Annotated in this window: 14 protein-coding genes, 1 tRNA gene and 2 pseudogenes; 8 read left to right on the forward strand and 9 right to left on the reverse strand. The window is 56.2% G+C overall.

All coding sequences use genetic code 11. The features are described 5' to 3' along the window. Positions 1-109: 109 nt before the first annotated feature. The 3 genes and pseudogenes from ACP7AP_RS17070 to ACP7AP_RS17080 all read right to left on the reverse strand — a co-directional run. Positions 110-271 (reverse strand): annotated as a pseudogene (locus tag ACP7AP_RS17070) (transposase); the annotation flags it as partial. 46 nt (positions 272-317) lie between these two features. Further along, positions 318-650, reverse strand: a complete 333-nt coding sequence (locus tag ACP7AP_RS17075; RefSeq protein WP_426035958.1) for a hypothetical protein — start codon at positions 648-650, stop codon at positions 318-320. 81 nt (positions 651-731) lie between these two features. Beyond that, positions 732-977 (reverse strand): hypothetical protein, encoded by a 246-nt coding sequence (locus tag ACP7AP_RS17080; protein WP_426035960.1) that lies wholly within the window; start codon positions 975-977, stop codon positions 732-734. A gap of 344 nt (positions 978-1321) precedes the next feature. Between ACP7AP_RS17080 and lepA the strand changes: the two genes are divergently transcribed. After that, complete coding sequence (gene lepA, locus ACP7AP_RS17085; RefSeq protein WP_426035962.1) at positions 1322-3121, forward strand: translation elongation factor 4; 1800 nt, start codon at positions 1322-1324, stop codon at positions 3119-3121. Positions 3122-3404: 283 nt separating this feature from the next. Then, positions 3405-4022 carry a hypothetical protein gene (locus ACP7AP_RS17090; protein ID WP_426035964.1) on the forward strand — a complete coding sequence of 206 codons (618 nt, stop codon included), beginning with the start codon at positions 3405-3407 and terminating at the stop codon, positions 4020-4022. 140 nt (positions 4023-4162) lie between these two features. Here ACP7AP_RS17090 and ACP7AP_RS17095 read toward each other — a convergent pair whose 3' ends face one another. Next, positions 4163-4375 (reverse strand): hypothetical protein, encoded by a 213-nt coding sequence (locus tag ACP7AP_RS17095; protein WP_426035966.1) that lies wholly within the window; start codon positions 4373-4375, stop codon positions 4163-4165. A gap of 127 nt (positions 4376-4502) precedes the next feature. Here ACP7AP_RS17095 and ACP7AP_RS17100 point away from each other — a divergent pair, with 127 nt between their 5' ends. Next, positions 4503-4799 (forward strand): hypothetical protein, encoded by a 297-nt coding sequence (locus ACP7AP_RS17100; protein WP_426035968.1) that lies wholly within the window; start codon positions 4503-4505, stop codon positions 4797-4799. Here the strand turns inward: ACP7AP_RS17100 and ACP7AP_RS17105 are convergent. Next, the gene (locus tag ACP7AP_RS17105) at positions 4777-4965 is read right to left on the reverse strand and encodes a hypothetical protein (RefSeq protein WP_426035970.1); all 189 of its coding nucleotides are present in this window, start codon (positions 4963-4965) and stop codon (positions 4777-4779) included. The genes ACP7AP_RS17100 and ACP7AP_RS17105 overlap by 23 nt on opposite strands. A 108-nt stretch (positions 4966-5073) precedes the next feature. Between ACP7AP_RS17105 and ACP7AP_RS17110 the strand changes: the two genes are divergently transcribed. Continuing rightward, complete coding sequence (locus ACP7AP_RS17110) at positions 5074-5391, forward strand: antibiotic biosynthesis monooxygenase family protein (protein WP_426035972.1); 318 nt, start codon at positions 5074-5076, stop codon at positions 5389-5391. Positions 5392-5396: 5 nt separating this feature from the next. On the opposite strand, the gene uvrB is transcribed toward ACP7AP_RS17110, so the two are convergent. Further along, positions 5397-7577 (reverse strand): excinuclease ABC subunit UvrB, encoded by a 2181-nt coding sequence (gene uvrB, locus ACP7AP_RS17115; RefSeq protein ID WP_426035974.1) that lies wholly within the window; start codon positions 7575-7577, stop codon positions 5397-5399. A 347-nt stretch (positions 7578-7924) separates the two neighbouring features. Between uvrB and ACP7AP_RS17120 the strand changes: the two genes are divergently transcribed. The 4 genes from ACP7AP_RS17120 to ACP7AP_RS17135 all read left to right on the forward strand — a co-directional run bounded on the left by ACP7AP_RS17120 (position 7925) and on the right by ACP7AP_RS17135 (position 10304). Then, complete coding sequence (locus tag ACP7AP_RS17120) at positions 7925-8236, forward strand: ETC complex I subunit (protein ID WP_304927604.1); 312 nt, start codon at positions 7925-7927, stop codon at positions 8234-8236. A gap of 68 nt (positions 8237-8304) precedes the next feature. Next, the gene (locus ACP7AP_RS17125; RefSeq protein WP_426035976.1) at positions 8305-9735 is read left to right on the forward strand and encodes a hypothetical protein; all 1431 of its coding nucleotides are present in this window, start codon (positions 8305-8307) and stop codon (positions 9733-9735) included. Further along, complete coding sequence (locus tag ACP7AP_RS17130; protein ID WP_426035978.1) at positions 9732-10196, forward strand: GNAT family N-acetyltransferase; 465 nt, start codon at positions 9732-9734, stop codon at positions 10194-10196. Before ACP7AP_RS17125 ends, ACP7AP_RS17130 begins: the two co-directional genes overlap by 4 nt. A 31-nt stretch (positions 10197-10227) precedes the next feature. Then, positions 10228-10304 (forward strand) — tRNA-Arg (locus ACP7AP_RS17135). Positions 10305-10331: 27 nt separating this feature from the next. Here the strand turns inward: ACP7AP_RS17135 and ACP7AP_RS17140 are convergent. The 3 genes and pseudogenes from ACP7AP_RS17140 to ACP7AP_RS17150 all read right to left on the reverse strand — a co-directional run. Next, positions 10332-10568: pseudogene (locus ACP7AP_RS17140) on the reverse strand (tyrosine-type recombinase/integrase); the annotation flags it as partial. Positions 10569-10583: 15 nt separating this feature from the next. Beyond that, positions 10584-11435, reverse strand: a complete 852-nt coding sequence (locus ACP7AP_RS17145; protein ID WP_426035980.1) for a site-specific integrase — start codon at positions 11433-11435, stop codon at positions 10584-10586. Between the two features lie 482 nt (positions 11436-11917). Continuing rightward, a complete protein-coding gene (locus ACP7AP_RS17150) occupies positions 11918-12490 on the reverse strand; it encodes a hypothetical protein (protein WP_426035982.1) in 573 nt (190 codons plus the stop codon). Between the last annotated feature and the right edge of the window lie 17 nt (positions 12491-12507).

Consider the following 12507-nt stretch of genomic DNA (forward strand, 5'->3'; position numbering starts at 1 on the left):
TGCGAAGCTCCATAGGATGTGATTTGCCCATCTCGATCCCCTATATCTGGAAAGATCAGGGAATCAGAAACCGTCCAAGATGGGAAGCCTGAATCATATGAACGGCGACTTGCTCTAGAGGCCAGCCCTTGCAGGTGCCACAGGAGGGGCAGACGAAGCCATCGGGCCAACGATGCTCCGCCAGATAATGCGAGCACGCTTCCTCGTCGGAAAACCGAGCGTCGAACGCTTGGCGGGACATAGGTTTGTCATTTTTCCATCTGGCTGGCATGAGTAGAACAATACCAGAACATTTTAAGTTGGCAAGCCGCGTCGCACTACATCATGTGCCGCCGGATCAAAGGGGATAAGCCTTCGCTCTCAGATTGATGAAGTGCTTCTGCGAACCCGACAACTTCAAATGGAGAACGCCAACTGTCTAGAGGGTCATCGTTGAAATCTGGATGGTTGTAGAGCTTTGAAACTATGATCTTTAGGTGATTTTCTTCCGACAGATTCTCATCGTCATTTAATAATTCCCAATAGGAGCTGTTTTCTACATCATGTCGGCAGGCTTCCAGCAAGACTTCGACGGATAGGTCGCGCGCCTTACTGTTTTCATGCGGATCGAAATAGGCGAGCGTGTGTTCGATTACCCACAGAATATCCAACCAGCGAGATGAAAGTAGGGTCTTGGAATTGTTGTGAAAATTCGCAATATTCTCACTTCGAAACTCGTCAATGCTCTCAAATTATACGCTTTCGGGCTGATCAAAGAGAACATATGAAAGTTGTAATGCGCGAAGAATCGAAAGCATAAACGGCTCCTGCCGCTTTGTGATACGCCACTCATCGAGTCCAAGCTTCAGATAGTCTGGAAAGTCAGGGTGAAGATAGGGAAGCAGGCGAACTGCCGCACGCAGCATCAGGATACTAGCTTCCGCCTCGGTTCTCTCGTCAACAATATCCTCTAGATTCAAGCGCTGCTCTTCGTCCAAACTCTTTCGTCCTTGGTTGGCGTGTTCGACGTTGATAGCGCAACAAAACCCAATCTTGCCACTCTATCATGACCCAATTTGGTCACCTCCACAATTTCTACATCGCCGTTGATATCGATCACGGCGTTCACCCTCACCAACCATCTATCCTTATGGCCAGACGGTCGCTGCGTCCGCCATTAGGGCCCTGCGTCTGCTCCAGCGCCTGCAAACCTTAACAAACGATGAACAAGCATGCGCTAACCCCTTGAAATCCCACACCCCACCCCCCTGTCCACGCGTGGACACACCCCACCGCCCACAACCCCCTTCCCGCCCCCCCCAAACCAAGCTATATCGCGCGCATGACCCAGCTTGATCTCATCCGCAACTTCTCCATCGTGGCCCACATTGACCACGGTAAATCCACCCTCGCCGACCGGCTCATTCAGATGACCGGCACGGTGGCTGCGCGCGATATGAAGGCGCAGATGCTGGACAGCATGGATATCGAGCGCGAGCGCGGCATCACCATCAAGGCCAACACGGTGCGGATCGAATATCCGGCGAAAGATGGCAAAACCTACATCCTGAACCTGATCGACACCCCCGGCCACGTCGATTTCGCCTACGAAGTCTCCCGCTCGATGCGCGCAGTAGAAGGCTCGCTGCTGGTCGTTGATGCCTCCCAAGGGGTTGAGGCGCAAACCCTTGCCAACGTCTACCAAGCCCTCGATGCCGGTCACGAAATCGTCCCGGTCCTCAACAAAATCGACCTACCCGCAGCCGAGCCCGACCGCATCCGCCAGCAGATCGAAGACGTGATAGGCCTTGACGCCTCTGATGCCGTGCTGATCTCGGCCAAATCCGGCCTCGGCATCCCCGAGGTGCTGGAAGCCATCGTCACCCGTCTGCCACCCCCTAAGGGCGACCGCGACGCACCCTTGAAAGCCATGCTGGTGGACAGCTGGTATGATGCTTACCTCGGCGTCGTCGTCATGGTGCGCATCATGGACGGCCTGATGAAAAAGGGCGACCGCGTCCGCATGATGCAAACCAACGCCGTCTACGGCATCGACAAACTCTCGGTCCTCAAGCCGCAAATGGTCGATATTGATGAGCTTGGGCCGGGCGAAATCGGCATCTTCACCGCCTCCATCAAACAAGTCCGCGACACCCGCGTTGGCGACACCGTCACCCACGAACGCAAGGGCTGCACCGAAGCCCTCCCCGGTTTCAAACCCGCGCAACCCGTGGTGTTCTGCGGGTTGTTCCCGGTCGACGCTGCCGAATTCGAAGCCCTGCGCGACGCCATCGAGAAGCTATCCCTCAACGACGCGTCCTTCAGCACCGAGATGGAAACCTCCGCAGCCCTCGGCTTCGGCTTCCGCTGCGGCTTCCTTGGCCTGCTGCACCTCGAAGTCATCCGTGACCGCTTGGAACGCGAATATGACATCGACCTGATCACCACCGCCCCCTCGGTGGTCTTCAAACTGCATATGAAAGACGGCACCGTGCAAGACCTGCACAACCCCGCCGACATGCCCGACCTCACCTATATCGACCACATCGAGGAGCCCCGGATCAAGGCCACGATCATGGTCCCCGACGACTACCTCGGCGACGTGCTGAAACTCTGCCAAGACCGCCGCGGCATCCAGATGGACCTGTCCTATGCCGGGTCCCGCGCCATGGTGGTCTACGATCTGCCGCTGGCCGAAGTGGTGTTCGATTTCTACGACCGCCTGAAATCGGTCACCCAGGGCTATGCCTCCTTTGACTATAGCATCTCGGAATATCGTGAAGATTTCCTTGTCAAAATGTCGATTCTTGTAAATGAGGAATCCGTCGACGCTTTGTCGATGATGGTCCACCGGGATCGGGCCGAGGCCCGTGGCCGCGCCATGGTCGAAAAACTGAAAGACCTGATCCCCCGCCACATGTTCAAAATCCCGATCCAGGCGGCGATTGGCGCCCGCGTGATCGCGCGTGAGACTTTGTCCGCCATGCGCAAAGACGTGACCGCCAAATGCTACGGCGGCGACGCGACGCGGAAGAAGAAACTGCTGGAGAAGCAGAAGGCCGGGAAAAAGCGGATGCGTCAGTTTGGCAAGGTGGAGATTCCGCAGGAGGCGTTTATCAGCGCGCTAAAAATGGACAGCTAAGGCTGTCCTCTTCTAGAGCGGGTGGGCGAAAGAGAATGGTGCAACCATTCGTGTGCCTAGGTGATTAAGGTTGGTAGTGACTTAGGGCTATAACAATGGAGCATTAATGCTAGATTTTCCTAAGCGCATTTTTCTCTGGAAATGGCAAGACATTATATTTATACTATCCGTCGATGCGATTTTTTTATGAAGTTGCGTAACCTTCCTTGGAGATCAAGATTTTCAACTTGTTGACCCATATTTTTTAGCGCAACTTCAATTTAGAATTATCGGCGTTGGGGTTTTGGCTTGGGCATTGGCATCCTTATTTTCTAGCCTTGTGAGACTCGTTGCAGCGCGTTTTCAAGGATTTTTCTTCAAGCGTCTGATTTCTCGCAGAGTCTACAGATTTATATTTGCCAAGTTTTATTTAGAGATTCTAGTTTCAGTATTTTTCGCCGCGATTGCGCTTTTAAATGGAATTGGTGCATGGGTACTATACTTGTTGGTTGGGGCGATCGCGGGCGAGTTCCTCTACAGAATGTCTCGTAAGGTAGGCTTTCTACCTCGATCAGAAAAGAGAGCAGAAAATAAAGTTGATTTGGCTGATAGCAAACTCGTTGGACTTAGAGGTTCGATTGCGGTTCTAACACGCAGCATTGACACATATAGATCGGGCATCCGTCTAATAGCTAAGTCGATGATAATACTTACTTCTATTCAGTTTGCTAATTATCATGCGGATAAATTAAAAACCGCTGAAAGTGTATCTATTGAGTTTGAGGATCACTCAGTCTCTGGTTCAGTTGTAGGGCAGACAAGTTATGGGTTCTTAATCTGGCAGTCTGATTGCGAGTGTTTATCCGTTGCTATGTATGGGCAAGTGGTATCCGTTAAGAAGTCTGGCAAGAGGTTAGAGTAAAAGAAGTGTTTATTAGGGTAACAGAAGTGTTTAACGGTGTTTCACGCGATTGAAGCTTAGATAGGTAGGTTAAAACCTCTTTTTGCAGCCTCATCGGCACCAAAAGGGCGGGCCAACTGTCCCGCCCCTCACTCCAACCCTCACTTATTCCGGCAACCCGGCACCTTCAGATCGCGGCAGAAATAACCGCCCGCGCCGCCAATGACAGCGCCCGTCACCGCATTGCCGCCCGTGGCCCCAGCGATCACCGCGCCGCCTGCCGCGCCCGCCAAGCCGCGCTGGGCGTCGTTTTCCAAGCAGCCTGATAGCCCGAATGCCGCGACACCAACGAGGATGTAAGATTTGATGGTCATGGAAGCCTCCTATGAAATTGGCTGATATCCATCAACGCCCCAACCCCGTACCGGTTCCCTCGCCTTCACACTTCGGCGAGACATCGCCGTTAACCAGCGCTTAACCAATCCCCGCCAGACTGAGGCCATGAAAGCCTTCATCCCCCTGCTGATCCTCGCCGCCTGTGGTGCCCAACCCGCCCCGGAATTCTTCAATGCCAAGCGGGTGGACGTAACCCGAGACGGCCGACAATACACTGTTTTCTATACCGAAAAGCGGGTCGAGGTGATCCGCCAAGGCTATGCCAAGTGCGGCGAACATGACGATATCCGCGCCCAAATGATCGCCCTGATCCCCGAGGTGACGGGCTGCAAACTGCGCGAATCCTCGCTCACTGGCGATTCCGGCGAAATGCGCGGCTCTATCCGTTGTCCGCACGCTTGATGATCAGCATGTAAAACGCGTAAGCCCCTGCTGCCACGAACAAAATTCCCCAACCTGGGCTGTTGAAATAAAACTCCACCAGCCCCCACAGCATCGGCAAAACACAGGTCACCCACCGCACCCAAGCCTTGGCAAAGAACGGATCATTCGGATCTAAGATCTTCATATCGCACGCCTTTTCTATCTGACCCAACCATGCCGCGAAAAGCCGCTGCTGCCAAGTCCCTTGCCCTATTCACCGCCACCGCCTAGCCTTGCTGAAAAGGAGCCCGCCATGCCCGAAATCTCAGCCAGCTTCCAAGGCCAGACCATCATCATCACCTTCGAGATGACCCCCGCCACCGCGCATGATCTGATGGAGAAACTACAAGCCGCCTACGACGAATTTATCCGGCATCAACAGGGCTTTATCGGCGCGGGCCTGCATATGAACGACGCGATGACGCGGGTGTGCAACTATTCAAAATGGCAGCGGCGCGAGGATTATCAGGCGATGCTGCGCAGCCCGGAAATGCGCGAGCGCAACCGTCTGATCAACACCCTGTGCAAAGGCTTCGAGCCGGTGATGTACGAGGTGATCGCAGCGTTTTAACCAAGCTACTTGCGCCGCCTTGCTTTACCACCCCGCATCCCGGCACGCCCGCCAGTTGATCGACCGGACATTTTCACAGCATCTTCAACGGCGTCCTCGACCACCGATTGCCGCGCCAAAGGATCATCAGCGATGGTCAGTTCCACCGCCTCCAGCCGCCTCACCTCATCGCGCATCCGTGCGGCTTCTTCAAACTCCAGATTTTCGGCAGCTTTGCGCATCGCCAAACGCAAAGCATCCAGATGGCTGGATAGGTTATGCCCCAGCATCGGACGGTCGATTTTCGCCGTCACCCGCGCCTGATCGGTGTCACCTTGGTAAATTCCCAGCAACACATCCTCGACGTTTTTCTTGATCGTCGTCGGGGTAATCCCGTGCAAGGTATTGTAAGCAATCTGTTTATCGCGCCGCCGCGTGGTCTCACCAATCGCGCGTTCCATAGAACCAGTGATCCGGTCGGCATACATGATCACCCGGCCATCGGAGTTGCGCGCGGCGCGGCCAATGGTCTGGATCAGCGAGGTTTCCGAACGCAGGAAGCCTTCTTTATCGGCATCCAGAATCGCCACCAAGCCACATTCCGGGATGTCCAAACCTTCGCGCAACAGGTTAATCCCGACCAGCACATCAAACGCCCCAAGCCGTAAATCTCTAAGGATTTCAATGCGTTCAATGGTGTCGATGTCCGAATGCATATAGCGGATGCGGATGCCCTGTTCGTGAAAATACTCGGTCAGATCTTCCGCCATCCGCTTGGTCAGCGTCGTCACCAGCACACGCAAGCCCAAGGCGGCGACGCGCCTGATCTCGTCCAGCAGATCATCGACCTGCATATCCACGGGCCGGATTTCGATCTGCGGATCGACCAGCCCCGTCGGGCGGATCACTTGCTCGACAAACACGCCGCCGGTCTGTTCCATCTCCCACTTCGCCGGGGTGGCGGAGACAAACACGGTTTGCGGCCGCATCGCGTCCCATTCTTCGAACTTCAGCGGGCGGTTGTCCATGCAGGACGGCAGGCGGAAACCGTGTTCGGCAAGCGTCATCTTGCGCCGGAAGTCGCCTTTATACATGCCGCCGATTTGCGGCACCGAAACGTGGGATTCGTCCGCAAAAACAATGGCATTGTCGGGGATGAATTCAAACAACGTCGGTGGCGGTTCGCCCGGCGCACGCCCGGTCAGATAGCGCGAATAGTTTTCAATGCCGTTGCAAACCCCGGTCGCCTCCAGCATTTCCAGATCGAAGGATGTGCGCTGCTCCAGCCGTTGCGCCTCCAGCAGTTTGCCTTGGCTGACCATCAAATCCAGCGTCTGCCGCAGCTCTTTCTTGATGCCGATCACCGCCTGATTCATCGTCGGGCGCGGCGTGACATAATGCGAATTGGCATAGATGCGGATTTGCTTAAAGTTATCGGTTTTCGCACCCGTCAGCGGATCAAATTCGATAATCGCCTCCAGCTCCTCACCGAAAAACGAAAACCGCCATGCGCGATCTTCAAGGTGGGCCGGCCAAACCTCGACCGAATCGCCGCGCACCCGGAAAGTGCCGCGCTGAAACGCCTGATCATTGCGCTTATAGGCTTGCGCCACCAACTCGCCCAACACCCGCCGCTGATCATAGCTTTGCCCGACCAGCAAATCCTGCGTCATCGCCGAATAGGTTTCCACCGAGCCGATGCCGTAGATGCACGAAACCGAGGCCACGATGATCACATCGTCACGTTCCAGCAGCGCCCGCGTCGCCGAGTGGCGCATCCGGTCGATCTGTTCGTTGATCTGGGATTCCTTCTCGATGAAGGTGTCGGTGCGGGCGACGTAAGCTTCGGGCTGGTAATAATCATAGTAGGAAACGAAGTATTCCACCGCATTGTCGGGGAAGAAGCCCTTGAATTCGCCGTATAATTGCGCGGCCAAGGTTTTATTCGGGGCCAGAATGATCGCAGGACGCTGGGTCTGCTCGATCACTTTCGCCATGGTGAACGTCTTGCCGGTGCCCGTTGCTCCCAGCAAAACCTGATCATGCTCGCCCTCCAGCACGCCCTGTGACAGCGCCGCAATCGCGTTTGGCTGGTCGCCCGCTGCCTCAAACGGCGTTTTCAAGACGAAGCGCCGCCCGCCTTCCAGCTTGGGGCGGGTCAGCACATCGGGGCGCTCGGACAGGGCATTGATGTTGTTATGGGGCACAGTGATTCCTTCCTGCGATTCCCTCCGCAACCCAATGTATTCCGTTTTTGTTCACGGGGAAGGGGTACGGAAAACAAAGGCATGTGAAAGCAGCTATTAACCTATCTTTCGCTAACGTGAACAAAAGCAATGCAATTTTAACGAAAATGCAGATCAAAGATGCACTTTATAGTTGTTTAGCGGCGAAACTTGCGGCAATCTATGCCTGCAAGCAGCATACTCAGCTGTCGGTTGGTCGCACCACACACCCCACTCACACCCCTCGCGATCAACCGACAGCGCCTTCTGGCTTGCGTTTTCCCGCCAATTTCGGAATAAACCTACCCAACACTCAGGGAGTTTTCATCATGCGCGCCCGCATCTATCAGCCTGCCAAAACCGCCATGCAATCTGGCACCGCGAAAACCACCGATTGGTTGTTGGAATTCGCCCCGGATTCTGCGCGTGAGGTTGATCCGCTGATGGGCTGGACCAGTTCTTCGGACACCCAGGCGCAGGTCAAACTGCGCTTTGAGTCGCGTGAGGCGGCTGAAGCCTATGCCACTGCAAACGCTATTGAATTTGACGTAACCGAGCCGCAAAAGCGCAAAGCCTTGATCCGTCAGCGCGGCTATGGTGAGAATTTCGCGACCGACCGTCGCGGTGTCTGGACACATTAATCATGACCTCCGCCCAAGCTTAGGGCGATTTTTGTCTGCCATATTTCAACTCAAAGAAGGATTTACCCATGCGTTATGCCGCCATTATTGCGATTCCGCTCAGCCTCTGCGCCAGCCTTGCTACTGCTGAAGCTACGCCAGAGGGTGCCGAAGCCCTGACCGCCACCTTGCAAACCTATCTCGGGGCCACTGAAGGCGTCGTCACCGTAACGCCCGAAGACGATTATTACGATGTCACCCTCGATTTCGCGCCGCTGATCGCCAAGGCCCCGCCCGAGGTGAAAACCACCATCACGCCGATTGAATTCAGCCTGACCGACAACGGCGATGGCACCTGGGAAATGGAGCAAGATCAAGCGATTGACTTCACGATGTCTGTGCCCGGCACTGCCGATATCGTGGTGAAAGTCGCCAGCCTGCAAAGCACCGGCACCTTCGATGCCGCGCTACAGAGTTTCACCACTTCGACCACCACAGCCAGCGATATCTCGGTGACCGAGAAGATTACGGATGCCAACACCAAGATCGATTCCAATATCGCCTACAGCGTCGCCAGCATGAAATACGACAGCACCGCTGAAGAAGGCGCGGATGGCGGCGTTGACAGCAAAGCCACATACGAGGCGACCGGCCTCTCGGAGACCATGACCATCCCAGAAATGGGCGTGCCAATCAAGTTGACGGCGGCCACCCAATCAGGCACCGCTGACATTACCGGTCTGCGCCCCGATGCCATGTATAAATTGCTGGCCTTCGCGGTCGCCAATCCCGATGCCGCCGCCGCCGCAGCCCAGCAAGCCACGCTGAAAGGCATCATCAAAGACGGTCTGCCGCTGTTTGCGCATCTTGGCAGCACCGGCACGCTGAGTGATGTCAAAGTGGAAACCCCGGTCGGTTTGGTCGGATTGACTGATCTGGCGTTTGAGATTGAGATGAACGGCATCGTGACTGACGGCCTGTTCCGCGAAGCCTTCACCTTGAATGGCCTCAGCCTGCCCGCAGGTCTTGTGCCGGAATGGGCGGCGCAGCTGGTGCCGACAGCGCTTAGCCTCGATTTCAAAGCCTCGCGCTTCAATCTGGCGGCTCCGGTGGCGATCTTGCTGGATACGGTCGATCTGGTGAACCCGAAACCGAATACGCCAGAGCAGGATCAAGCCTTGCTCGCCGCGCTGCTGCCCGATGGCGCGGTGGATATCACCCTCGCCCCAGGCTCTGTGACCTCGCCGCTTTACACGGTCACTTATGAGGGCCTGTTCAGCGCCGGCCCCGCCACACCAATGCCCGTCGGCAAAGCCACAGTCACTGCAACTGGTTTGACGGCGGTGGAACAAGCCCTCGCCGCTGGTCCGCCCGAAATGACCGGTCAGATCATTCCCGTCCTGAAAATGGCTGAAGGCATGGCGAAACCCGGCGAAAACGGCGCCTTGGTGTGGGAACTTGAATCCACTGCAACGGGCGGAATGCTGGTCAACGGCACCAATATGATGGGCGGACAATGAGCATAACCATCGCCAAGGAAAGCCCGCTGAGCGCAGATTTGGCCCTGCTGATGCAGCGCCACACCGCCGATATGCACGCCGATACGCCGCCAGAAAGCATCCATATGATGGATGCCTCGGAACTGGCGATACCAGCGGTGGATTTCTTCGTGCTGCGCGACGCGGGCAAACCCTTGGCGATGGGCGCGCTCAAACGGATCGACGCGGCCCATGCCGAGATCAAATCCATGCATGTGTTGATCGAAGCCCGGGGCAGGGGCCTGTCGCGCACCATGCTCGATCACCTCTTGGCTGAAGCCAAAGCCGCAGGCCTGACCCGCCTGTCACTTGAAACCGGCGTACAGCCCACTTTTGTGGCAGCCCGCGCGCTGTATTACAAAGCGGGCTTTGAAAACTGCCCACCGTTTGAAGGCTACAGCCTTGATGCGAACTCGCTTTACCTGACGCGCAGCCTTGCGTAACGGCCGTTCCTGCCGCACATAGGCCAAATGCGGCTCCGTAGCTCAACTGGATAGAGCACGGACCTTCTAAGTCTGGGGTTGAGGGTTCAAGTCCTTCCGGAGTCGCCATAGCTTTCTTAAACATATGATTTTCCATCACTTTACTGCCTCTTTTGGAACTTCTGTCAAAAAGTTGGAACTTTGGCGTTCCCCGCCCGTTCCAGCCAGCATCCGTTTACGGTCCGCCTTCTTGGTGTAGTGCTCCACCATTTTCAGAGATTCATGGCCCAGCCATGCCGCAATCTGGTTGGTGCTTGCGCCGTTTCCGGCCATCAAACCCGCGCGCCACTTGCGCAACCCGTGAGCCGATTTACCTTTGACTCCTGCCGCGCGTGCCGCCGCTGCAAACTATGCAGACGCGGCCTTCACAGAGCGGGGTTTGCCGAAGCTGGTGACGATCAGCACGGCATGGCGTGACGGCCTGGCATCAACCGCCGCCAGGAGCATCGCTTGCCCATCAGGCCCCGAAAATTCGGGGGCGGATGCCCGGAACGGCAGCACAACCTCATTGCGGGTTTTGCCTTGGGTGTAGGTCAGCCAGCCATCCCTGCCGACCATGCCTTCCGTCAAAGCGATAGCATCCGACATTCTTGCCCCGGTCCAGTGCAGCACTTCAAAGGCCAGACGCTCGGCGGATGCCAGCGGCCAGTGATTGCGGAATGCTTCAATGTCGGCTTCTAGCCATACCGTGAAGCCGTCCGACTTGGGAACCTTGTGCCGCTTCACCTCTGCGGCGGGATTCCCCGGAATCATAATCTGATCATTCCACCAGTTGCAGATCGCGCGCCAAACCCGCAAACGGTTGTTCGCCGGGTGCGGGTTCAAGCCCTGCAAATCCTTCTGAATATGCTGAGGTTGAAGATCCTTCATTTTCGCGTTGCCACACTTCGCCCGGATGCGGTCCAGCGCGCGCCGCCAGTGCGCCCTTACGCCAGGTGATTGCGCGAGATACTCAGCCGATACCAGAAAAGCAGTGACGCCTGCCCCTATGCTGCCAGATCGCGCCGAAGGCATGGGCAATTGTGACAGGCCAGCTGCCGCCGCATAGGCCGCAAGAAACTTGGGGTGATCGCGGGGCAGGTCGGGCATGGCGATGCCTTTTTGACCCTTGGGGCGATAGTAAAGCCGCTCGTTGCCGCTTGGGAAATATCCTGCGGTATTGAGGTGCTTTAGCTTTACAGTCCGAATGCCTCGTCGCATGTGTTGCCGCCTCCTTCATCCCCGATTGTCGGCAATGAAAAGAGCGCCTCATCTAGCTCTTGCCGTAGCCATGTCTTGACGCCACCCTGATCGCGCGGCGCAGGCAAAACGCCCTCTTTCACCATACAGTCAAAGTGCCCTGCCGAAACGCCGCAATGAATTGCAGCGGAAGCGCGGCGCAACCCAGTGGAAAACGGGAATGAGGGGCGGGCGGCCATTAGGCTTTCATCCTTTCCGGCCATTCGCCGTGTGCTAAAATCTGCGAGAAATTGCTCATTGCAACGGCCCCTCGGTCGGTGCCACCTTCGGGATTAGAAATTCTGGCCCTTGCATAATTATCTGCTTTCCGCCTTTGCATTGGCGGTTCAAGATGTAGAGGCAGTGCCGAAAATACTTTTCCGTCTTGGTTTTGCGAACAGGTTCGACCAGGTCCAGAAGCGTCAGGTGACCCCATGGAAGCGGCAAGGGAAAGCGGTGCAGCATCAGACCGGCACCAGCGAAAAATCCTCGCCCGCTGGCAGCCCCATTGCACAGGCCCGTTCGCGGGTGAAGTTTGCGGCGCGGGTGACGTTTGCAAGGAAGATACGGACCACGGGTAGGTTACGGGTGAGGATCGCCCCATTTGGTCCCGCACATGGCCGGACGCGCCGATCAGCAACCCAAGCACCAAGGTTGGCTAATTCTCCGATATACCACTCGGAAAAACGGATTTGCTCGCCTTCGCTCGTGGTGTCCTCAAACACCACCAGACCTGCCCACCAGTCATCCGGCTCAACTTGGTTGAGCGGGTGGCGAGGAAAGAGGCCCATCGCATTGCCTACAATCTCTGCCGCATAGGAAGGACCCAGCCCGTTCAGCTGGGTTTCATCTTTGGATTCGCCTCCAATGAGGTCTAGCATCAAGCGCAAGCGAAAGGCGTCATCCAAGTTGAAGTTGGCCCATTTACCATTAAGATCGTCATCGGATGGCACAAAGGGCAACTGCTCGCGCTGTTTCAAGACTTTGTAACGCGGCGCAGTACAGTCTGCACAGTAAAGCATGGCGGATCGTTTCATTGGCTCACTCCGAAAGG

It is taken from the genome of Cypionkella sp. TWP1-2-1b2, from assembly GCF_049896245.1.
Lineage (GTDB): Bacteria > Pseudomonadota > Alphaproteobacteria > Rhodobacterales > Rhodobacteraceae > Cypionkella.

Bases quoted from the DNA above. Each gene is read 5' to 3' on its own strand.
- ACP7AP_RS17105 (WP_426035970.1), bottom strand. From the start codon at position 4,965: ATGAAGATCTTAGATCCGAATGATCCGTTCTTTGCCAAGGCTTGGGTG.
- ACP7AP_RS17150 (WP_426035982.1), bottom strand. From the start codon at position 12,490: ATGAAACGATCCGCCATGCTTTACTGTGCAGACTGTACTGCGCCGCGT.
- ACP7AP_RS17110 (WP_426035972.1), top strand. From the start codon at position 5,074: ATGCCCGAAATCTCAGCCAGCTTCCAAGGCCAGACCATCATCATCACC.
- ACP7AP_RS17120 (WP_304927604.1), top strand. From the start codon at position 7,925: ATGCGCGCCCGCATCTATCAGCCTGCCAAAACCGCCATGCAATCTGGC.
- ACP7AP_RS17125 (WP_426035976.1), top strand. From the start codon at position 8,305: ATGCGTTATGCCGCCATTATTGCGATTCCGCTCAGCCTCTGCGCCAGC.
- ACP7AP_RS17145 (WP_426035980.1), bottom strand. From the start codon at position 11,435: ATGCGACGAGGCATTCGGACTGTAAAGCTAAAGCACCTCAATACCGCA.
- ACP7AP_RS17095 (WP_426035966.1), bottom strand. From the start codon at position 4,375: ATGACCATCAAATCTTACATCCTCGTTGGTGTCGCGGCATTCGGGCTA.
- ACP7AP_RS17130 (WP_426035978.1), top strand. From the start codon at position 9,732: ATGAGCATAACCATCGCCAAGGAAAGCCCGCTGAGCGCAGATTTGGCC.
- lepA (WP_426035962.1), top strand. From the start codon at position 1,322: ATGACCCAGCTTGATCTCATCCGCAACTTCTCCATCGTGGCCCACATT.
- ACP7AP_RS17100 (WP_426035968.1), top strand. From the start codon at position 4,503: ATGAAAGCCTTCATCCCCCTGCTGATCCTCGCCGCCTGTGGTGCCCAA.